At 60.7% G+C, this 20,475-nt stretch carries 13 protein-coding genes and 1 pseudogene; 6 read left to right on the plus strand and 8 right to left on the minus strand.

The window, feature by feature from the left end; translation table 11 throughout:
- Positions 1–81: 81 nt before the first annotated feature.
- The 5 genes from H3028_RS11600 to glgA are packed head-to-tail and all read right to left on the minus strand — an operon-like array spanning position 82 to position 8,675.
- Positions 82–456, minus strand: a complete 375-nt coding sequence (locus H3028_RS11600) for a DUF2934 domain-containing protein (RefSeq protein WP_181297171.1) — start codon at positions 454–456, stop codon at positions 82–84.
- Positions 453–3,266, minus strand: a complete 2,814-nt coding sequence (locus H3028_RS11605) for a malto-oligosyltrehalose synthase (RefSeq protein ID WP_181297172.1) — start codon at positions 3,264–3,266, stop codon at positions 453–455. Before H3028_RS11605 ends, H3028_RS11600 begins: the two co-directional genes overlap by 4 nt.
- On the minus strand, positions 3,263–5,341 hold the full coding sequence (gene malQ, locus H3028_RS11610) for a 4-alpha-glucanotransferase (protein WP_181297173.1): 2,079 nt from the start codon (positions 5,339–5,341) through the stop codon (positions 3,263–3,265). The genes H3028_RS11605 and malQ overlap by 4 nt, the downstream gene beginning before the upstream one ends.
- Positions 5,334–7,112, minus strand: coding sequence for a malto-oligosyltrehalose trehalohydrolase (gene treZ / locus H3028_RS11615; protein WP_181297174.1), 1,779 nt, complete (start codon positions 7,110–7,112; stop codon positions 5,334–5,336). Before treZ ends, malQ begins: the two co-directional genes overlap by 8 nt.
- A 12-nt stretch (positions 7,113–7,124) precedes the next feature.
- Positions 7,125–8,675 carry a glycogen synthase GlgA gene (gene glgA, locus H3028_RS11620; protein WP_181297175.1) on the minus strand — a complete coding sequence of 517 codons (1,551 nt, stop codon included), beginning with the start codon at positions 8,673–8,675 and terminating at the stop codon, positions 7,125–7,127.
- Positions 8,676–8,975: 300 nt separating this feature from the next.
- Between glgA and H3028_RS11625 the strand changes: the two genes are divergently transcribed.
- The gene (locus H3028_RS11625; RefSeq protein ID WP_181297176.1) at positions 8,976–9,476 is read left to right on the plus strand and encodes a CinA family protein; all 501 of its coding nucleotides are present in this window, start codon (positions 8,976–8,978) and stop codon (positions 9,474–9,476) included.
- 93 nt (positions 9,477–9,569) lie between these two features.
- Here H3028_RS11625 and H3028_RS11630 read toward each other — a convergent pair whose 3' ends face one another.
- Complete coding sequence (locus H3028_RS11630) at positions 9,570–10,682, minus strand: mechanosensitive ion channel family protein (RefSeq protein ID WP_181297483.1); 1,113 nt, start codon at positions 10,680–10,682, stop codon at positions 9,570–9,572.
- Positions 10,683–10,867: 185 nt separating this feature from the next.
- Between H3028_RS11630 and H3028_RS11635 the strand changes: the two genes are divergently transcribed.
- Positions 10,868–11,398: a ferritin-like domain-containing protein gene (locus tag H3028_RS11635; protein ID WP_181297177.1), complete on the plus strand. Its 531-nt coding sequence runs from the start codon at positions 10,868–10,870 to the stop codon at positions 11,396–11,398.
- Positions 11,399–11,431: 33 nt separating this feature from the next.
- Here H3028_RS11635 and H3028_RS11640 read toward each other — a convergent pair whose 3' ends face one another.
- Complete coding sequence (locus tag H3028_RS11640) at positions 11,432–11,713, minus strand: DUF1652 domain-containing protein (RefSeq protein WP_181297178.1); 282 nt, start codon at positions 11,711–11,713, stop codon at positions 11,432–11,434.
- 273 nt (positions 11,714–11,986) lie between these two features.
- Between H3028_RS11640 and ligD the strand changes: the two genes are divergently transcribed.
- Positions 11,987–14,539: a DNA ligase D gene (gene ligD / locus H3028_RS11645; RefSeq protein WP_181297179.1), complete on the plus strand. Its 2,553-nt coding sequence runs from the start codon at positions 11,987–11,989 to the stop codon at positions 14,537–14,539.
- A gap of 247 nt (positions 14,540–14,786) precedes the next feature.
- On the opposite strand, the gene H3028_RS11650 is transcribed toward ligD, so the two are convergent.
- Positions 14,787–15,560 (minus strand): hypothetical protein, encoded by a 774-nt coding sequence (locus H3028_RS11650; protein WP_181297180.1) that lies wholly within the window; start codon positions 15,558–15,560, stop codon positions 14,787–14,789.
- 445 nt (positions 15,561–16,005) lie between these two features.
- On the opposite strand from H3028_RS11650, the gene H3028_RS11655 reads away from it, so the two are divergent.
- The 3 genes and pseudogenes from H3028_RS11655 to H3028_RS21590 all read left to right on the plus strand — a co-directional run.
- On the plus strand, positions 16,006–16,479 hold the full coding sequence (locus tag H3028_RS11655) for a (2Fe-2S)-binding protein (protein ID WP_181297181.1): 474 nt from the start codon (positions 16,006–16,008) through the stop codon (positions 16,477–16,479).
- A complete protein-coding gene (locus tag H3028_RS11660; protein WP_181297182.1) occupies positions 16,476–18,764 on the plus strand; it encodes a xanthine dehydrogenase family protein molybdopterin-binding subunit in 2,289 nt (762 codons plus the stop codon). Before H3028_RS11655 ends, H3028_RS11660 begins: the two co-directional genes overlap by 4 nt.
- 532 nt (positions 18,765–19,296) lie before the next feature.
- Positions 19,297–20,382: pseudogene (locus tag H3028_RS21590) on the plus strand (cache domain-containing protein); the annotation flags it as partial.
- Positions 20,383–20,475 lie beyond the last annotated feature (93 nt).

The raw sequence follows: 20,475 nt of genomic DNA on the forward strand, positions 1-20,475 counted from the left end.
CGTGATCAATGCTGTGCAAGGCAAACTGGGCGCCGTGTTCGCCCGACACGCTAGGGAGTCGGGCTACACCGCCGCAGGGGTTCAGGTTTCTTTCTTGGTGCGAGGCGCGCGGGTTTTCTTCACGCCAGCCGGAGTGCCTTCGGCGGCATCAGTTCCGGCCTTGTCCTTGGGGCGCGCCGTGCCTTTGGCCGCGGCCGTCGCCTTAGCGGGTTTGACGTCTTTTGGGTTCTTGGCATCTTTCGCTGCCTTGGCAGATGTTGTCTCCGGGGTTGCGTCGGTTGGCTTGGTGGCGGTTTTGCGCGCGCGACTCGCAGGCTTTTCGGTTGGCTTGCCGCTTTCCGCCTCGGCGAGCTTGCTAGCCATCTCCCAATGCCGCTCGCTCTCACCGTCCGGCCGCCCCTCCGAAACCCAAATGTCGTACGCGAGTTCACGAATCCGCTGCTCGTTTTTATTCATCGTTCTGACTCTCCTGTTGAACTGATTGAAACTTGTAAAACCGCCACCGGCAGCTGCTGTAGAACCTCGGCCGCAGGCAAACTTTCTTGTTTGGGTGTGACTGTCATTCCGTCGAAAAGTCGCTCCATTTCACGACCGCTCAGCGCATCGGGTAATCGCACCTGAGTATCGCCCCAGCGCTGGGCCGGTATTTGCGGCGTATGACTGTCGGCGAGCAGGCTGCTGGCGAGCCGCGCTGCAATCACGATGACCCAGGCACCGTCCAGTTCGCGTGCGAATGCAATGAGCTGATCGGCATGCTCACCCTCGACCTTCAATGGCAGATAGCGTCCCTCGGTGAACAGCCGTGGCTGAGCCCGACGCAGCCCGAGAGTCCGTGCGATCAACCATTGCTTGATGCGGCCATCTTGCCAATTCGCCAGCAGTTCGGCGGGTTGTGCCTGCGGATCGAACGTGGCACGACGTTTGTCGAAATCCACCGGACGACGGTTGTCTGGATCTACCAGACTGAAATCCCAGTAGTCGGCGCCTTGATACAGGTCCGGCACGCCGGGTGTGGTCATGCGCAGCAAGGTCTGGGTCAGGCTGTTCAAGGCGCCGGCCGGTGCCAGCTCGGCTGCCGCCTCAGCAATATCAGTGCGCAGCGCTTTGCACTCGTCGCCTAGCAGCAGGGCACGCAGATACTGCTGGCAGGCACCTTCGTATTCACTATTAGGGTCGGTCCAGGTGCTGCGAAGCTTGGCTTCGCGCACGGCCTTTTCCTGCCACTTTATGATCCGCTCGCAGAAGCCCTCGAGCGCGGGTTGATCATCGACGGTGAGGTCCAGCGGCCAGCTGCTGATCAGTATCTGAAACAGCAGCATTTCGTCACCCGGCGAGGGAGCCGGCCCATCGGCAAGTTCCTGACGCTGCCCATAGGCGAGCTGGCGCCAATGGCGAACCTTGGCAGCAAACCATTCGGCACGCTCGCTGATCACCGTCATCCGAGCGCGTGTGTCTTCGCCACGCTTGTGGTCATGAGTCGCGGTGGTCAACAGGTTTCGCGGGAAGTGCTCCGCGCGCTCCAGGCATGCGTCATGAAACGCCTCCACCGGTGCACTGAATGTCTGCGGGTCGAACCCTACATCGTTGCGTGATAGCAAGGCGCCGGAGCGATAGCAGGCGGTGTCTTCAACAGCCTTGGCGGCGGCCGGTGAGGTGAGCTGCTGGAAGCGGGTGCAGGCATAGCGGCGAATACGCCGTGCCGGCCCTGGCGGCAGCGAGCGTAGGCTTTCACCACCGAGCCAGCGATCGAGCAATTCCAGCAGAGGCCAGTCCGCCTCGCCCAGCGTGGTGCGCGCGCCTGCCAGCGCCTGCTGAAAGAACGGCTCGTCAGCCTCGCGCCGACCATGCGCTCCGATATAAGTGCGGTACACCGGGAAGTGGACGATCAGCTCCAGCAGCGCCCGGCGAATGGCGCCGAGGGTGATGTCGCGGGTCATCACGTCGTAGCGCGCCACTTGCAGGAGGGCTTGTGCGACGGTCTCGAAGTCGCCTGCCAATGGGCCGGTCAGCACAAGCTGGCGCGCTTGGCGTACTTCTTCCATGAAATCTTCCGGGCGCTCGGCAGTTTCACTCCAGAGCGAGCAGAGCACTGCCTTTCCGGCGGGATCGTGCTGCAGCAGCGATACCTGATTCATGAATTCGTAGCCGGTGGTGCCGTCCACACCCCAGTCGTCGTGTAGGCGCTCGCCCTCGGCAAGGATTTTCTCGACATAGATCGGCACATGCTCCTGCGCGGCTTCGGCAGGGCGGGCGGCATTGAGGCGGTCGACTCGCCGCCGCAGTCGCCGGCAGTAGCCGCGCGGGTTGGCCAGACCGTCGATGTGGTCGATGCGCAGGCCGTCGATCAATCCTTCGCTGATCAGTTCGAAAATCTTCGCGTGGGTTTCTTCGAATACCACTGGCCGCTCGACGCGCAGACCACCCAGCTCGTTGATATCGAAAAAGCGCCGCCAGTTGATGTCGTCGCCGGCGGTACGCCAGCTGGCGAGGCGGTAGTTCTGCCGTTCAAGCAAGCCGTGAAGGCGTTTGAAACCTGCCTCGGTAGTAGCATCGTAGTGCTTGAGCGCCTTTTCCAGCGCCTGCCGGGTCGCGCTGTCCTCAAGCAACCGGGCCAGATCGGCGCGCAGTTGACGGGCGGTTAAGTAAGCTGCTGGCTCAGTCTTCAGTGCATCGAAATGCTGCGCCAACGTGCGCAGTTCCGGGTTATCGGTCAGGCGTAGGATCTCGCCGTAGCTGGGCGGGGTGATAGGGAAGCGATGTTCGTAGTGCTCGGCATAGAAGGCGCCGCTTTCCGCATCCAGGCGCAGGGGAATTTTGCCCTCCTGCAGCGCCTCACCATAGTCATTGCCCAGGAACGGAACCAGCAGCTGACCTTCGAGCAACGGGTCGGGCGAATTCCATTGAATATCGAAGAACTGTGCGTACGGGCTACGGCGGCCCCATTCGAGCACGTCGAGCCACCAGGGGTTGCCCGAGCCGCCAACGGCCATATGGTTGGAGACGATATCCAGAATCAACCCCATGCCTTTGCTCCGCAACGCCTCGACCAGGCGGCGCAGGGCGGGCTCGCCGCCCAGTTCGGGATTGATACGTGTCGGGTCGATGACGTCATAACCGTGCATCGAGCCTGGCCGCGCCATCAGCAGGGGCGATGCGTAGAGGTGGCTGATGCCCAGGTCCGCAAAGTAATCGACCAGTGCCGTCGCGTCGTCGAGGGTGAAATCACGATGAAACTGCAATCGCAGCGTGGCGCTAAGGTCTTTCATCGAAGGTTGCTTCCAGTGGTCTGCTTGCGGGCTTGGGCAAGGATATTCAGGCGGCGCGTGCAGGCGGGATCGTCCAGTAGCGTGGCGCTGTCACCGGGGTAGCGGCGCCGCCAATTGGGATGGGCATCGGTGGTGCCCGGCAAGTTCGGTTGTTCCAGAAGACAGAGCGCGTCCTCCACCGGAAACAGGGCCAGCGGTGCTGGCGTGCGTCCAATGAAAGCGCCACAGGCATCGGCCAGCACCTCCGGGTCGCTAATGTCACCCTGAACGTTTGGTGCAAATTCCCGAAGCAGACGAAGCAGGCCCGCACGCTCGCGTTCGCGTTCCTTTAGTTGGGCTGCACGCTCATGCTCCTGGTGTTGACCGACGCGGATGCGCCAGTCGATATCATGTTCCTGCCACCAGCCCTTGATAGTCGGCAGGTCGTGGGTGGTTGAGGTGGCCAGCGCGCTTCGCGGCCACTGCATCGGTGGCTTGAAATTGCCCTGATGGTCGCGCTCGAAGAACAACACGCGCATTCCCAGCAAACCGCGATCAGCCAATTTTTCACGAAGCCCTTCGGGTACGGTGCCGAGGTCCTCGCCCAGGATCACCGCATTGCGCCGCCAGGCTTCAAGGGACAGCAGGCGCAACAGGTCATCGAACGGATAGTTGAGATAGGCGCCCTCCATGGGGCCGGCGCCGGCGGGCATCACCCACAGGCGCATCAAGCCCATGACGTGGTCGATCCGCATGCCACCGGCGTGCGCCAGGTTGGCACGCACCATCTCAATGAAGGCGCGGTAGCCATGGGCCTTGAGCCCCCAAGGCGAAAAGGCGGAAATACCCCAGCTCTGGCCCTGCCGATTGATGATGTCCGGCGGCGCACCGACGCTCAGGGCAGCCAGCACTTCGTCCTGCCGGCTCCAGGCCTGGCTGCCGCCACCGTCGGCGCCCACCGCGAGATCGCTGATCAGGCCGATCTTCATCCCGGCACTGTGCGCGGCGACCTGAGCACGCTCAAGGCCACGCGCGATCAACCACTGGCAGAACGCGTAATAGCTGACTTCGTCAGCGTGTTCCTGGGCAAATCGTTCGACCGCTGGGCTCTGCGGGGTGCGGTATTCCTCCGGCCAGTCGCGCCAGTGTTGCGGATAGCCTTCAGCGTTGAGCAGGACGGCGTGCAACGCCTCGAAGCGGCAATGGTTTTCCAACGCTTCGCCGCCTGCTTCGCGAAAGCTGTCGAAATCCGCCTGTTGTGCGTTACCGCCGGTGGCGAAGTCATCATAGAGCGCGCGGAGCAGACACTGCCGGGTCGTGGACACCGCGTCCCAGTCGATCAATTCCAGTTGCTCAAGCCGTTGTAATTCGTCGTTTAGACCGCAGGAATCGATGGCGATCCGCAATGGTTTTTCACCGAGCACCGCCTCCGGAGCGCTATGGAGAATGTTATAGAAGAGACGGCTCGAGGGTGAGTAGGGGCTGTATTGGCCGCTGTTGCCGGTGAACATCGCGTGAATCGGACTGATGCCGAGAGCATCGGCGCCATGTGCCGCCGCGTTGCGCACCAATGCTTCGAGGGCCAGGGTGTCGCCGAGCCCGCCATCGCCGGGGCGCCGCAGGCTGTATAGCTGCGCGGTAAGGCCCCAGGCATTGGGACCTGCCACGTGCTCGACGCTGGGGCATGCATGCGGCGCAACCGCCAGCGTCAGTTGTTGCCCGGCGATTTCCAGGCGATGGTAGCCAGGCGTGTCGATCGCAGCCAGGCGCGCCTGGTCATCCAGCGCTCCCTCGCGACGGTTGCCATCTTCGAGATCCAGGCTGTAGCGGGTGGACGGCTCGAAATAGGCGCTCAGCTCCAGCGTACTGCCCTGATCGAGTGTCAGGAGGGGAGGTAGGCTGGACGTGCCGTTGATGGCGTCGAGCTTTTCCAGGCTGCTTTCGATATCGGTGTCGCTGTCGGCAGCAAGGCCCAATCCGTTGAGTACCGCACGCAGCACTTCGGGGCTTACCCGCTGGTCGCGGCCGTCGGCATCCACCCAATCGATGGACAGGCCGGCGGCCTCGGCCAGGCGGTTCAGTCGTTCATCACTCATCGGCAGTCTCCAGATACATCTTGGCGGAGCGCGCTTGTAGCGTGCCTGCACTGAGTTCGGTCTCGGTGCCACGACTGGCGTGCAGCAGACGCGCTCCCGCAACGGGAGCGCTGACCGCGAGATCCACGTCGCTGAGGTTCAACTCCAGGCGCAGCGTGGTGCCGTCACCCAAGCGCCAGCGGGCGAGGGCGGCGGCGCTTCCCAGCGCCTGCGCACCGAGGAACTGGGACCCTTCCAGGCGGGGCACGATCTCGCTGTGGCGGATCCGTAGCAGCTGGCGATACAACGCGAGCCACTCGGCATGGTCCGGCTGCTCCTTCTTGCTGAAGTCAGGCTTGGAGGCCTCGAAGGTTTCCACTGCGTTCGGGTCGGGAATCCGCTCGCGGGTCTGCTCGTCGGCGAACTCGGAAAACTCAGCGAATTCGCCGCGGCGCCCTTCACGCACGGCATCGGCCAACTCACCGTGGTGGCTGGTGAAGAACAGGAAGGGCTCGCGTGCGCCCCATTCTTCGCCCATGAACAGCAGCGGGATCATCGGTGAGAGCAGCAGAACGGTAGTCGCTGCCTTCAAAGCATCTGGATCGGCGAGGTCGATCAGGCGATCGCCGAAGGCGCGGTTGCCGGTCTGGTCATGGTTCTGCAGAAACAGTACGAACGCAGTCGGGGAAAGATGCCCACTGGGCTCGCCTCGCGATTCGCCGCGGCGATTCTGGTGGCCCTGGTAGATGAAACCTTCACCGAGGAAGCGGACCAGCTTGTCGGTCGAGTCTTGGTGATAGTCCGCGTAATAGCCCTGACTCTCGTCGGTCAACAGAGCGTGCAAGAAGTTATGTCCATCGTCATTCCACTGCGCGGTAAAACCTTGAGTCAGCAGGCTGGAGCGGTTGTCTTCGTTTTCCAGGACCAGATGCACATGGCGGCCGGGCTCGGATTCAGCGCGTACCCGCTCGGCCAGTTCGGTGAGAAAGGTGCGATCCGGGATGGCATGGACCGCGTCCATGCGCAGGCCATCGAAACGGTATTCCATCAACCACATCAGCGCGTTATCGATGAAGAAATCGCGCACCTCGCGGCGGCGGAAGTCGATAGCATCTCCCCAAGGGGTCTGCTGATCATGGCGGAAGAAGTGCTTGGCATAACGGTGCAGATAGTTGCCGTCCGGCCCGAAGTGGTTGTAGACCACGTCGATGAAAACCATCAGGCCCAGCCCATGGGCTGTATCAATCAGGTGCTTGAGCTGCTCGGGTGTGCCATAGGAGGCCTCGGGCGCGTACAGCAGCACCCCGTCGTAACCCCAGTTACGGTCCCCAGGAAATTCCGCGAGCGGCATCAACTCGATCGCCGTGACGCCAAGCTCGGCCAACGCCTGAAGGCGCTGTTCGATCTGCGCATAGCCGCCATAGGCACCCACGTGAAGCTCGTAGAGCACGGTTTCGTGCCATGGGCGCCCCAGCCAATCGCTGTTGTGCCATTGATAAGCGCCCGGATCGACCACGACGCTGGGGTCGTGCACATCGGCAGACTGCGCCCTGGACGCGGGATCGGGAACCTGTAGCTCATCGTCGATCAAAAAGCTGTATTGCGTGCCGGCTCCGGCGTTCGCCTCGATGCTGTACCAGCCGTCCTCGTCTTCCAACATGGGCAGCGTCTCGCCGCCGCTTATCACCAGGCTGACGCTTTGCGCGTCGGGTGCCCAGAGCCTGAACCGGGTGCGTGAAGCGTCGAGTAGCACCGGTCCGTGTTGCCCGTTGCGGGCAGGCCACTTGTGCATTGATTGACCTCGTTAAAAGATGGCATGGGCCTCGCGTCGCGCCCCCACGAGCTGTCGATACAGCTGGTTGTAGGGTTCGATCGCGTGGCGCCAGAAAAATCCGCTGCTCATCGCGCGGCAGCGCATCGCACTGAGCAGTTGCGGCTTGTGATGCACCGCCAATGCGCGCTCCACGGCTCGGCGGTAGCTCTGCGCGGTGGCCTCGTCAAACAGGAAACCGGTCACGCCGTCGTCGATGCTGTCGGCAAGGCCTCCCGTGCGGTGGGCGATGGGCAGCGACGCGAAACGCTGGGCGTACATTTGGCTCAAGCCGCAGGGCTCGTAGCGGGATGGCATGAGGAGGAAGTCGCTGCCGGCGAACAACCGACGGGCATCGGTCTCGTTGAAGCCGATATGTGCACCGACTCGGCCGGGGAACCGTTCGGTCAGCCGCCGCACTTCGTCTTCGATATGCGAATCGCCCCGCCCGAGGATGGCCAGTTGGCCGCCGTGCGCGACAATCGTCTCAGCCACCTCGATGGTCAGGTCGATGCCTTTCTGGTGGGCCAGTCGAGATACCACGGCGAACAATGGGCCTTCGCTGTGCTCCAGATCGAACAGATCGCGCACATGGGCCGCGTTGGCCTGCTTGCCGGCCCATTCTCGAGGGCCGAACTTGCTGATGAGATGCGAGCACTGCTGCGGTTCCCAGCTCTCGTCAATTCCGTTCAACAGCCCGCTCAGCAGCCCCTGACGCGCTTTCATCGCGAGAAACCCTTCCATGCCGCAACCAAACTCGGGCGTGGTGATCTCTCGTGCATAGGTCGCGCTGACCGTGGTGACATGGTTGGCGTAGGCGATGCCGGCTTTGAGCAGCGACAGTGCGCCATAGAACTCCATTCGCTCCGGGCTGCAGGCTTCCTGTGGAATGCCCAGCGTCCGGCGCAGGCTCATGTCGATGTTGCCCTGGTAGGCCAGATTGTGAATGGTAAAGACGCTGGGCGTGCTCAACCCCCGCCAGCGCATGTACGCCGGCGTTAACCCGGTTGGCCAGTCGTGCGCATGGACAAGATCGGGGGCCCAGCAAATGCAGGCTGTGCCGGCGGCGATATCCGCTGCGGCCATACATAGGCGGGCGAAGCGCATCGGGTTGTCCGGCCAGTCGTTGCCCTGTGCATCGCCGTAAGGCAAGCCGTCGCGCTCATAGAGCTCCGGGCAGATCAGCACGTAGATGATCAAGCCATCGGGCATGTCGAGGCGCCCGATTCGGCAAGGCGGTAAGTCGCCATGGGAAAGTACGCTGCCAACGATGCGGATCGGTTCTGCGCATTGCATCACCTGCGTATAACCGGGGATCAGCACGCGTACATCATGCAGATCACCCAGCGCGCGGGGCAGGGCAGCCGAGACATCGGCGAGCCCGCCTGTCTTGACCAGATCGGTAAGTTCCGAGGTTACGAAGAGAATTTTCTTCTTGTCATCCTGACTGCTACGAAGCTGCAATACCGGACGCTCGCTAGGCGTCCTCAAATGCTCGGTTGCATTGAATCGGACAGACGGGGTGTTCACTGCAGCAATACTCATAAGCACATTCCCCAAATAACCGGCTTCTGCGCCAAGGCCGGTTACAAGCACGTTTGTCTCCACACCGCAACCCCATCGGGAAGCTGCAAACCATGAGTACGGCAAGAGTGATTTTTGTTGTTGTAGTCACTTATTTCGCGGGATAGAGCCATCAGGCCCTACCTTGAAAAAAGACCGGCGCGCTGTGAATTAGTTCTCAGTTTTTGATCAAGGTCATTGCGCGGAACTTTGCGGACCAAGCCCGGTTCCGAAAATTGACTCAACCTGCACGTTTTTTTCGCTGTTTTCGGAGTCAAAACCATGCATGACCTTGCTGAAATCGTGCGCTTTCTAAGCGACAAGAAAATGAAGCTAACCACCGCCGAATCCTGCACCTGTGGCCTGATGGCTTCGTTGCTAGGCGATATTCCAGGTTGTGGTCGGGTACTCGACAGCGGGTTTGTGGTGTACTCGCCGAAAGCAAAAAACCGGTTGCTTCATGTCAGTTTCGAAACCATCGAATCCTTTGGCCTGACCAGCGAAGAAGTCGCCACCGAGATGGCCATCGGTGCACTGAATGCCAGTGTTGCGGACATCGCAATCGCCAACACCGGGGTTGCCGACGACAGCGAGGAGGATCCGGGCGGAACCCAGTGCTACGCGTTCGCCTTGATGCAGGGCGAACGCCAGGTAAGCATCAGCGAGACGGTGCAGTTCGAGGGTGATCGGGTGGAAATTCGCAAACAGGCCGCGCGCTACGGGCTCGAGCAGTTACCGAACCGATACGAGCAGTTGTTGCGCAAGCTGAACGAGCACGACTGAACGACAAAGGCTCCTGAACCGCGTACCGAAAGACAGCGGTCGGCTGCTCAGCGCGCCAAATTCAGCTGAGCGCTAGCGCGCGCGTCAGTACGATCAGACCGGCGGCTGGCGCTCTGGCTCCACATGGTCCGGTACGGTTTTGTCGATGCTTGGCTTCTGCCCAACGCTCAGGTCCGCGCGCAACTGTGGCAGGCACTGCGGGTATTGCCGCTGAATGAACCCGATTAGGCTTTCGCGCACATGGCAGCGCAGATCCCAGTTGCGCGACGAATCCGGGGAGCTGACGAGGACGCGCAGCTGGATGGATTTCTCGCTGGTTTCCGTCACCTGCAACACGATGACCCGGCCGTCCCAGAGCTCCGGTACGTCGTGGCAGAGCCTGCGCAGCTCTTCGCGCACCGGCTCCAGCGGCAACGAGTAGTCGACCCAGAAAAAAACCGAGCCGATGATGCTGGAGTTGCGCCGTGTCCAGTTCTGGAATGGTTTTTCGATGAAGTACTGCAACGGCACCACCAACCGCCGGTCATCCCAGATGCGCACAATGACGTAGGTGCCGGTGATTTCCTCGATACGGCCCCATTCGTTCTCGACGATTACCACGTCATCCAGGCGGATAGGTTGGGTAATCGCAATCTGAATGCCGGCAATGAGATTAGCGAGCACGGGACGAGCAGCGAAACCAACGGCCAGGCCGGCGAGTCCCGCTGAGGCGAGCAGGCTGGCACCGAACTGGCGGGCCGCCGGGAAGGTCATCAGCATGCCGGCAACGCCGATCACCAGAACGAAGAAGCCCAGCGTACGCAGCAGCACCCGCGATTGGGTCTGGATCTGCCGGGCACGCAGGTTGTCGATGATGTCTACAGGGTTCTTCAGCCGTACCGCATGTTCGACACCGCGCAGCAGGCGCAGTGCCAGCCAGGTGAAACAGCCGATGATCAAAAGGGTGGTGATACGCCGGCCCATCCCGATCAATGCGAGCTCGTCGCTGGCCGCCGCAAGCACGGCCTGCAGGCCGAGCAGCGGCAGCAATACCCGAATGGGTTTTTCCAGCTGTTCGGATACGGCCTTGGTGAGAAGAAAACCGCGGCCCAGCCGTAGCATCACCGCCGTCAGCACCCGGCTGAACACGCTCAGCAGCACCACGACGAAGGCTGCTGCCAGCAGCGTGCGCAATGCGGGCTCGGTTATGTAGCGCTCCCATTGCAGGAGAGAATCAAAGGTTTCGATACGCCAACTCCGCGTTGATGACTGCATCAGATGACTGATCGCGGCTTTGCAAGTTCATGCCAGAGGTGCTGTCAGTCGGATACGCGGAACTCCCACGTGCAGTCCGTTTCACATTAACAAGAGGTGTGAACCTGATCGCTATCCAAAACGATGGGAGAGACGACATGCAAAGTGCACAAACCGGAAATGATGTCCGCGTCGAACGCTTGATCGAATGGTTGCGTGATGCTCACGCAATGGAAGCCCAGGCTGAGTCCATGCTCAGCAAGCAGGCCAGCCGCATCGAGCACTATCCCGAGCTGAAGGCACGTATCGAGCAACACATCACCGAAACCCAGAACCAGGCCAAGCTGATCGAAACCTGCTTGCAGCGGTACGACAAGTCCTATTCGGGCTTCAAGGACCTAGGCGGCAAAATGATGGCGATGGGGCAGGCCATGGGCGGTATGACGGTCAATGACGAAATCATCAAAGGCGCGCAGATGGGCTACGTCTTCGAGAACCTGGAGATCGCCTCCTACGAAATCCTGATCGCCGCTGCCAAAGCCGTTGGCGATACACAGACCGAGGAAATCTGCACTCGCATTCTGGCTGAAGAAGTTGCGATGGCCGATTGGCTGCGCAGCCATCTGGCGGAATTGACTCAAGCCTATCTGACCCGTGCGCAAGCGCCAAACACCGAGGCCAAGCGCTGAGAAGAGCAGCCGTTGGCCGAGCGGCAGCGTGGGCTACCGTTCGGCCACTTTTGCCGGGAGCGAGTCGTTCATCAGACCACCACGAGTCGCGTAAAGCTCGAAACGCAACTCCTGGGCGAGCCGTACGAGGTTGGCTGCATCGCGACATTGATCATCGGTGATGCCGAACACGGTCAGCTCCTCGCCATCCAGGTGTTCTTCGTAGAGTCGGACGGTGACGCGGCTGTCTTCCTGGGCGTGACAATCGCAGCGGAACGGATGAAGGTAATTGCGGAGGATGTTCTCTATCGTCAGCAGAGGTAGACGTGAAGCCATGATCCTTCCTCCTATCGTATGTCCAGATTCAGCGAGATGTCTCGCAGCCAGATGCGGCAGCTTTACACTCGCGGCATCTCTCAACGCTAGCAGGACCTGCCTCGTTGTAAATACCGTTTTGCCACCGCTCGGCAGAAGGCCGCCCGCGCCGTAAACCCTCGCCGCTGCGCCTGCCAAAGGGCTTCGGTGCGCTGGGGAGGCGATTCCAGCCCGCCCACGGGCTTCGCCGGCTCGCTTGATTAGAACCCGCTCGCGCACCACGGAGGCTGTGCCATGGCGCTTGACGAATACAACCGAAAGCGTGATTTCGCCGCAACCCCCGAACCTGGTGGCGAGGCGAAGGCGGCCCGCAAACGCGGGGAACGGCAAGTGTTGCAGTACTGCATCCAGAAGCACGACGCAACAAGGTTGCACTATGATTTCCGCCTCGAACTCGACGGCACGCTGAAGAGCTGGGCGGTCCCCAAGGGACCTTCGCTGGACCCCAAGTCGCGCCGGCTCGCAGTACACGTCGAAGACCATCCGCTGGAGTATGCCACCTTCGAAGGTACCATCCCGGCCGGCCATTACGGCGCGGGTGATGTGATCGTCTGGGATCGCGGCATCTGGATTCCGCAGGGCGATCCGCAGGAAGGTTATCGCAAGGGCAAGCTCAAATTCGCTCTGGAAGGCGAAAAGCTAAGCGGCACGTGGAATCTGGTGCGCACTCGCATGGAGGGCGGCAACGAGCAGTGGTTTCTGATCAAGTCCAACGACGAAGCCGCGCGGCCCGAGCAGGAGTACGACATCGTCACGGAACAACCCGACAGCGTGCTCAACGATCGCACGCTGATTCCCCGCAAGCGCGGCAAGGCGAAACTCGAAGTCGATGCCAAGCCGGTCAAGACGCCCGCCGCACGCAGCCGCAAGAAAGAGGCGTCGGCCACGCTTTCCGGGGCCAAACCCGCGCCGCTGCCCGAGAGCATCAAACCGCAGCTAGCGACCCTGGTCGAGTCGGTGCCCGACGGAGATTGGCGCTATGAGGTCAAGTTCGACGGCTACCGGATCATGGCGAGAATCGATTCAGGCAAGGTGCAGCTATTCACCCGCAACGGTCATGACTGGACGGCCAAAATGCCGCAGCAAGCCGAAGCGCTGGCCGCGCTCGGGCTGGAGTCCGCCTGGCTCGACGGCGAGGTGGTAGTGCCGAACGAGGAGGGCACCCCCGACTTTCAAGCGCTCCAAAACGCGTTCGAAATCGGGCGCAGTGGCACCATCGTCTATTACCTGTTCGATCTGCCGTATCTGAACGGCCTAGATTTGCGGCAAGTCCCGTTGGAAGAACGCCGCGCTGCGCTGGGCCAATTGTTGGAGAGCAACGACAATGAGCTGCTGCGCTTTTCCGCCGATTTCACCGAGCACCCGGAAAGCGTTCTGGAAAGCGCCTGCCAGATGAAGCTCGAGGGATTGATCGGTAAGCGCGCAGGCAGCACCTATGTATCCAAACGCAGCAATAGCTGGGTGAAGATCAAGTGCAAGAACCGTCAGGAGTTCATCATTGTCGGTTTCACAGATCCAAAGGGTACGCGCACCGGTTTCGGCGCCTTGCTGCTGGGCCTGCACAACGATAAGGGTGAACTGCATTACGCCGGCAAGGTTGGCACCGGCTTCAACCAGGCGACGCTGAAAAGCCTGCATGCCAAGCTAAAATCGCTGAAGGTCGACAAGAGCCCGCTGGCTAAGGCACCACCCGCTGCGGATGTTCGAGGGGCGCATTGGCTCAAGCCGGAACTGATGTGCGAAGTTGCCTTCGCCGAAATGACCCGACAGGGCGTGATCCGCCATTCGGTGTTTCATGGGCTGCGTTCCGACAAGCCCGCCCAAGCGATTACCCACGAGCGCCCCGGCAAAGCGGCCAATGGCTCGACCAAGCCCACGGCCAGCGCAGCGAACAGTCTCGGGGGCAAGATCAAGATCTCCAATCCGGAGCGCATCATCGACAAATCCATCGGCGCCACGAAGATGGAGCTGGCCCGTTTCTACGCCGAAGTGGCGCCTTGGGCCTTACCGCACCTGCGTCACCGGCCACTGGCGCTGGTGCGCGCGCCGGAAGGCATCGATGGCGAGCTGTTCTTCCAAAAACACACCGAGAAGCTGAGCATCCCGCACATTACCCAGCTGGACACTGCATTGTTTCCGAAACATGCCGCGCTGATGACCATCGACACGGCGGAAGCGCTGGTCAGCGCAGCCCAGATGGGCACCATCGAGCTACACACCTGGAATGCGGTGGCGCCGGTGCTCGACCATCCAGACCGCTTTGTACTAGACCTCGACCCGGATCCAGCGCTGCCATGGAAACGCATGATCGAAGCGACCCAGCTTACCCAGACCCTGCTCGATGAGATCGGCTTGCAATCGTTCCTCAAGACCAGCGGCGGCAAAGGGTTGCACATTCTGGTGCCGCTTGAGCCAATCCATAGCTGGCACGAGGTGAAGGCGTTCAGCCAGGCCATTGCGCAATACATGGCGAAGCTTCTGCCGCAGCATTTCTCGGCAGTAAGCGGCCCAAAGAACCGCGTTGGACGCATCTTCATCGATTACCTGCGAAACAGCCAGGGAGCCAGCACCGTTGCGGCTTACTCAGTGCGGGCCCGCGAAGGGCTTGGCGTGTCGGTGCCGATTCATCGTGATGAGCTGGCCGACCTCAAAGGCGCCAATCTCTGGACCATTCGCAATCTCATCCCACGCCTGGAAGAGCAGGGCGGTGACGACCCGTGGTCCGGCATTGAGGAGACGGGGCAAACGATCACAGCGGACATGCGCGAGCGATTAGGGATGAAGTGATCCGTATAGCCAGCTTGCGGATCGTTTCGCTGCGTTATAAAACGAGGCCGCAACACCGCCTCTGACTTTTAGCCACCTGATCCCGTCTTGACGTCCAAGCAGTACAGCTAGGACACGGCCAGCGTCGATAGAAGATCATGTCCCGATAGCATGCTCGGCTATGGCGATACCTGAGTTAATCTCAGCTTTAAGCAATCCAGATATTTTATATTAGGGAAGAGGCGGCAGCCTGTGGTTCCACAGTAGCTTAAATCGAATATCGATCAGACTGAGCCGGTCTATCTGGCGCTTCGACCAGCCAACCACGAACACCGTATCTTTTATGCAGCTTCTGCACGATCCTAGATGCTTCGATTTTATTAGGATAACTCCCAAGCGAGAGCGAATACTTACCGCGGCGGAGCACACGCAAGCCCATATATCGCACTGCTCTAAAAATAGCCTGCCGCGTTGAATCGTCGATATTTATCTCTATCATCCATGATCCACGCTGCCGGTCTTCCAGAACCTCTGAAGCTATTTCGAGAGACGAGGCAGGTGGCGTTACGCTTTGTACATGCCTTCTTTTCCACAAGAAAAATACGAGCAAAGAAGCTATCAGCGCACCTAGTACGATCCAATCCGCAGCGGGTACGGGGCGTTTCAGGCTCTGGTTAAATTTCTTTAGCGACTCACCTAGCTGTCTAGGAGAGAACGTCCCTATGCGGTTGTTATCCTTTGACGTAGCCGTTTCGTTCTCCGCAGAGACCGAAAAACGATCAGCGACAGACGAATCAATAGCCGGCGAATATAGCCCCGTCGTTTTCATTTTCGTTTCTGTGCCAAATCCGGCGCCATAAGCGGCGGCTGGCTTAGCTTGGTTCGTGACTTTTTTCAGGGCGTCTACGGTTGGACCGGAGCTCACGGAGTTTTCCTGAGCAATAGCGGTTACAGGACAGGACGAGTCGGCAGAAATCTGGGCCAGCGCGATCCACTGTCCAACCACAACGAGAGCCAAAACAATTACAAACAGCTTCATCATAATTGCTACTAGCGAAGGGGGATTTGTTGCCTCTAGGCGAGGCTTTCATGAAGCGTAGCAGAGCTGTTGGAGGCCGCCCAGGCATGGCATATAAATGACGTCAAGTATTAGACGCACGGTCCTGACCGGCTGGTCACCGGCGAGCTAGAGCAGCACAGATTACTTAGGGCTTCGTGCCGTTGCGGTTTCTACCTCAATTCGGGTAATAAGGAACGGCTTGGAAGCTAACCGTCGATTTTTAGTATCACTAGAAATCTTGATGTCTCCGGTTCCGAGTAGCACTTCGGATAGGGTCCTAACGGTCGCGAGAGCTGAATGCCTCTGTTAGTTCAGCTAATGGATAGGCGGCGGTCTTTTTCTGTAGAGTTTCCAGACTCATTCCGGTAGCCATTTCCCGCGGCTTGCAGGCATTGCGCCCGCGGTTGCCCCTGACAGGAACTCGCCCATGATACGACTTCAAATCAACGGCCAAATCAAGGACGTTGAAGGCCCCGACGACATGCCCTTGCTATGGGCTTTGCGCGATGAGCTCGGGATGACCGGAACCAAGTTCGGCTGCGGCATGGCCATGTGCGGGGCCTGCACCGTGCATATGGACGGCGCGGCCATTCGCTCGTGCGTCACCCCGATTTCGGCGGTGGCCGGGCGGGCGATCTCGACCATCGAAGGGATGGAGGTTGACCCTGTGGGGCAGGTGGTGCAGCAGGCTTGGATCGAGAACAACGTTGCCCAGTGCGGCTACTGCCAGGCGGGCCAGATCATGACAGCGGTGAGTCTGCTCAAGAGCACAGCCAAGCCCAGCGAAGAGCAGATCGATCAAACCATGAGCGGCAACATTTGCCGCTGCGGCTCCTATCCGCGCATCCGCGCAGCCATCCAGCAGGCTGCTGGCCAACTGGCGCAGGGAGGCCAGCAATGACCATCACATCTGGACTCTCCCGGCGCGGCTTTCTGCAAGGCAGCCTGGCTGCGCTGACGCTCGCCGTGACGGCCAAGGGGCTGGTCACTGCCGCTTGGGCCGACGACGGCAGCGAGAAATATGGCGCCGACGGTATGTCCGGCGGGACGGTGGACGATCCGCTGATCTTCGTTTCCATCGCCGAAGACGGTACCGTCACCATCGTCGCGCACCGTGCCGAGATGGGTACGGGCGTGCGCACCAGCCTGCCGATGGTGGTGGCGGACGAGATGGAAGCGCGCTGGGAGCAGGTCAAGGTCGTGCAAGCCGAGGCTGACGAAACGCGCTACGGCAATCAGAACGTGGATGGCTCGCGCAGCGTGCGCCATTTCCTGATGCCCATGCGCCGCGTCGGTGCGGCAGCACGGCAGATGCTCGAAGCGGCTGCCGCGGCGCGCTGGTCTGTGCCTGTGTCCGAGGTCAAGGCCATCCAGCACGAGGTAGTACACGAGCGTACCGGACGGCGCCTGGGTTACGGTGAGCTGGCGGTGGATGCGGCCAAGCAACCGGTGCCCAACGCCGACGCACTCAAGCTCAAGGCTCGGGAAGATTTTCGCTACATCGGCAAGGATCGAGTACGTCTGGTCGACCTGGAGGCCATTGGCAAGGGCCAGGCCACGTACGGTATGGATATGCGTCTACCCGGCATGGTCTACGCCGTCGTCGCGCGCCCGCCGGTAGTGGGCGGCAAGGTGCGCCGATTCGATCCAAGTAAAGCGCTGGCCATGCCTGGCGTTATCAAGGTGGTAGAAATACCCGCTATGAATGGCTCACCGGCCTTCCAGCCTCTGGGTGGCGTGGCGGTCGTCGCGCGCAACACCTGGGCCGCGCATCAGGGGCGTGCTGCGCTGCAAATTGAATGGGACGACGGCGCCAACGCCAGCTACGACTCCGGTGAATACCGCCAGACGTTGGAGACTGCTGCACGCAAGGCCGGCAAGGTGGTGCGTGACCATGGCGACGTCGCCCAGGCCTGGAGCAGGGCGCCCGAGGCCGAACGCCTGGTTGCGGAATACCACGTGCCGCATCTGGCTCATGCCTCGATGGAACCGCCAGTGGCCACCGTGCAGATCCAGGGTGGCAAGGCCGAGGTCTGGACCTCGATCCAGAATCCGATTGCGGCGCGCGATGCGGTGGCGGCGCGGCTGAAGCTCCAGGCGAAGAACGTCAAGGTCAACGTGCTGTTGCTGGGCGGCGGTTTCGGTCGCAAGTCCAAACCCGACTTCGTGGACGAAGCCGCCATCGTCGCCCAGGCCATGCCCGAGGGAACACCGGTCAAACTGGTATGGACACGGGAAGACGACATCCAGCACGACTACCTGCACACCGTCTCGGTGGAGCGGCTGGAGGCGGTTATCGATAGCCAGGGCCAGGTCAGCTCCTGGTTGCATCGCAGCGCCGCGCCCACCATCGCTTCGCTGTTCACCGAGGGCGCCATGGGCGAGCAGATGTTCGAATCGGCGATGTCGGCGATCAACATGCCTTACCGCATTCCGAACGTGCGGGTGGAAACCGCCGCAGTGCCTGCCCACGCCCGCATCGGCTGGTTCCGCTCGGTGGCCAACATTCCGCATGCCTTTGCGGCGCAATGCTTTATCGCCGAACTCGCACATCGCGCAGGCAAGGATCATCGGCAGTTCGCCCTCGACCTGATCGGCCCCGCGCGTCGGATCGATCCGGGTACGATGGCCGACACCTGGAACTACACCGAGTCGCCCGAGCGTTACCCCTACGACACTGGCCGCCTGCGTGGCGTGATCGAAGCCGCATGCGAGGGAGCAGGGTGGGGGCGCGAGTTGCCGGAGGGCCATGGTCTGGGGCTGGCGTTCTGCTACAGCTTCCTCAGCTACACGGCCGCCGTGGTCGAGGTGGCGGTGGACGACAAGGGGATGGTGCGCGTGCTGAGCGTGGACATGGCGATGGACTGCGGCCCGCAGATCAATCCCGAGCGTATCCGCGCCCAGCTCGAAGGCGGCGCCATCATGGGCCTGAGCCTGGCACTGAGCAGCGAGATCACTTTCGCCAAGGGCCGGGTGGTTCAGAGCAACTTCCATGACTACGAGGTGTTGCGCCATAACGCTTCGCCGCGGGTGATCCGCACTCATCTGGTCAACGATGACCACAACCTGCCGCCCGGCGGTGTCGGTGAGCCGCCGGTGCCGCCCGTAGCTCCAGCGCTGTGCAACGCCATCTTCGCCGCCACCGGCAAGCGCGTGCGTAGCCTGCCGGTGCGGACGGTGGCGTAGCGCAAGCTGCGTAAGCCTGCTCTTGATCGCCTGGCAGACCGATAAGGTCAGTCGGGCACGAGCGGTCAGTTACTTCGCAACGTACCAGCGCTGGTGGGATGCAGGAATGGCGAAGCCGGATGCGAGGCATAGATACGCAACAGCTAGAGCTGCCTGTTATTGAATGATCCGTTGCTAGAGAACGCGTTCATTAATCAGCCTAACGCACCACTAACGAAACCACCCGTACTTCGCATAATGCATATTATGTTAAATAAGGTATCGCGACGTCAGACTCTAGCACTCTCTACCAATCATTGTTCTTATAACCAATAGCCGCGTCTGGTCCATGCTCAAGACGCCTAGCAGTCGTTCATCGCACATAGCCATGAACGCCGTACGCAACAAACGTATTCGCTACGTCGCAGCTGGCATTCCAAGCGTCGCTACGGATGCCGCTACCCGTCGAACACTCATATCAAAATGCCATTACGCCTTGACTCCCTCGCGATGGGCGCTTGGGGACGTCGCGAAACCATCCGAGAGTCGTCGAATGAATATCGATAAAAAGTTGACCTTGGCATTTGTCACCATCTCGTGCGTTCCAATTCTTCTGGTTGCCGCGGTAGTCATCTACAACTTGCGCACACAGGCTGAGGCCGATTTCCTTGACGGAAGCGTTCGGGAGATCCGCCAGATCAGCAACTCCATGAATGTATTTTTCAAAGGTATCAGCGAGAACGTCGATTATCTGACGAAGGAACCGCAAATTGTCGCCGCCCCGCTGCTGAAGGACTATTCCTCGGCGGATGCGCCAAGCACGCCTTTGCCTGAAACCAACCAGGCTATAGAAAGCATTTTCGACCGCTTCGCCAAGTCGCACCCGACTACGGCCTATCTGTCCTACGGGCGTGTTGATGGTGGCTACGCCATCTGGCCGGGCGACCCCGACCTCAAGAGTTATGACCCCCGCGTTCGTCCCTGGTACAAGACGGCAATAGCGGCCCCAGGCAAGACGCTGCACACCGCAGCCTATTACTGGGCGCCGGATGATGCCGTACTGATCGGCACCGTACGCACGGTTAATGACAACCAAGGCAACTTGGCGGGCGTGGTGGGCGTGGATGTATCGCTCAGGCAGCTCACCGACATGGTCAAACAGATTAAGATCGGTCAAACCGGCTATCTGATGCTTGTAGAAGGCAGTGGCAACGTATTGGTCGACCCCAGCAACTCGGAGCACAACTTCAAATCGCTCGCTGACCTGGGCGGCGATTATGCCAAGATGGCCGGCATCGAAGGGCTGGCGGAAGTTGAACTCAACGGAACGCGCTACATGGCCAACGTATGGACCTCGCCGACGCTGGGCTGGCACTTCATCGGTTTGATCGAGCGCAGCGAAGTGATGGCCAAGGCCAACGCGCTGGCGTGGCAGATCGGCGTCATCGTGTTGATTCTGGCGGTTATCTTCGCGTTCGTGGGTGCCCTGTTCGCCAAACTCATCGTGAGTCCTATCCGCAGTGTCGCCAGTGGGCTGGAAAACATCGCGCAAGGCGAAGGCGACCTGACGCGCAGCCTCGTCGTGCAAGGCAAGGACGAAACCGCGTCGCTGGCGCGTTGGTTCAATCAGTTCCTCGGCGCCATCCGGCAGTTGGTGCAGCGCATCATCGAGGCGTCGGCAGCCCTGCGACTGACTTCTGAAGGCTCGACTCGCGTCGCTCAGGACATGACC

The sequence above is a fragment of the Pseudomonas sp. Q2-TVG4-2 genome, assembly GCF_013620795.1.
GTDB lineage: Bacteria > Pseudomonadota > Gammaproteobacteria > Pseudomonadales > Pseudomonadaceae > Stutzerimonas.

Bases quoted from the DNA above. Each gene is read 5' to 3' on its own strand.
- H3028_RS11650 (WP_181297180.1), bottom strand. From the start codon at position 15,560: ATGATGAAGCTGTTTGTAATTGTTTTGGCTCTCGTTGTGGTTGGACAG.
- H3028_RS11625 (WP_181297176.1), top strand. From the start codon at position 8,976: ATGCATGACCTTGCTGAAATCGTGCGCTTTCTAAGCGACAAGAAAATG.
- H3028_RS11600 (WP_181297171.1), bottom strand. From the start codon at position 456: ATGAATAAAAACGAGCAGCGGATTCGTGAACTCGCGTACGACATTTGG.
- H3028_RS11655 (WP_181297181.1), top strand. From the start codon at position 16,006: ATGATACGACTTCAAATCAACGGCCAAATCAAGGACGTTGAAGGCCCC.
- H3028_RS11640 (WP_181297178.1), bottom strand. From the start codon at position 11,713: ATGGCTTCACGTCTACCTCTGCTGACGATAGAGAACATCCTCCGCAAT.
- ligD (WP_181297179.1), top strand. From the start codon at position 11,987: ATGGCGCTTGACGAATACAACCGAAAGCGTGATTTCGCCGCAACCCCC.
- glgA (WP_181297175.1), bottom strand. From the start codon at position 8,675: ATGAGTATTGCTGCAGTGAACACCCCGTCTGTCCGATTCAATGCAACC.
- H3028_RS11605 (WP_181297172.1), bottom strand. From the start codon at position 3,266: ATGAAAGACCTTAGCGCCACGCTGCGATTGCAGTTTCATCGTGATTTC.
- H3028_RS11635 (WP_181297177.1), top strand. From the start codon at position 10,868: ATGCAAAGTGCACAAACCGGAAATGATGTCCGCGTCGAACGCTTGATC.
- treZ (WP_181297174.1), bottom strand. From the start codon at position 7,112: ATGCACAAGTGGCCTGCCCGCAACGGGCAACACGGACCGGTGCTACTC.
- malQ (WP_181297173.1), bottom strand. From the start codon at position 5,341: ATGAGTGATGAACGACTGAACCGCCTGGCCGAGGCCGCCGGCCTGTCC.
- H3028_RS11660 (WP_181297182.1), top strand. From the start codon at position 16,476: ATGACCATCACATCTGGACTCTCCCGGCGCGGCTTTCTGCAAGGCAGC.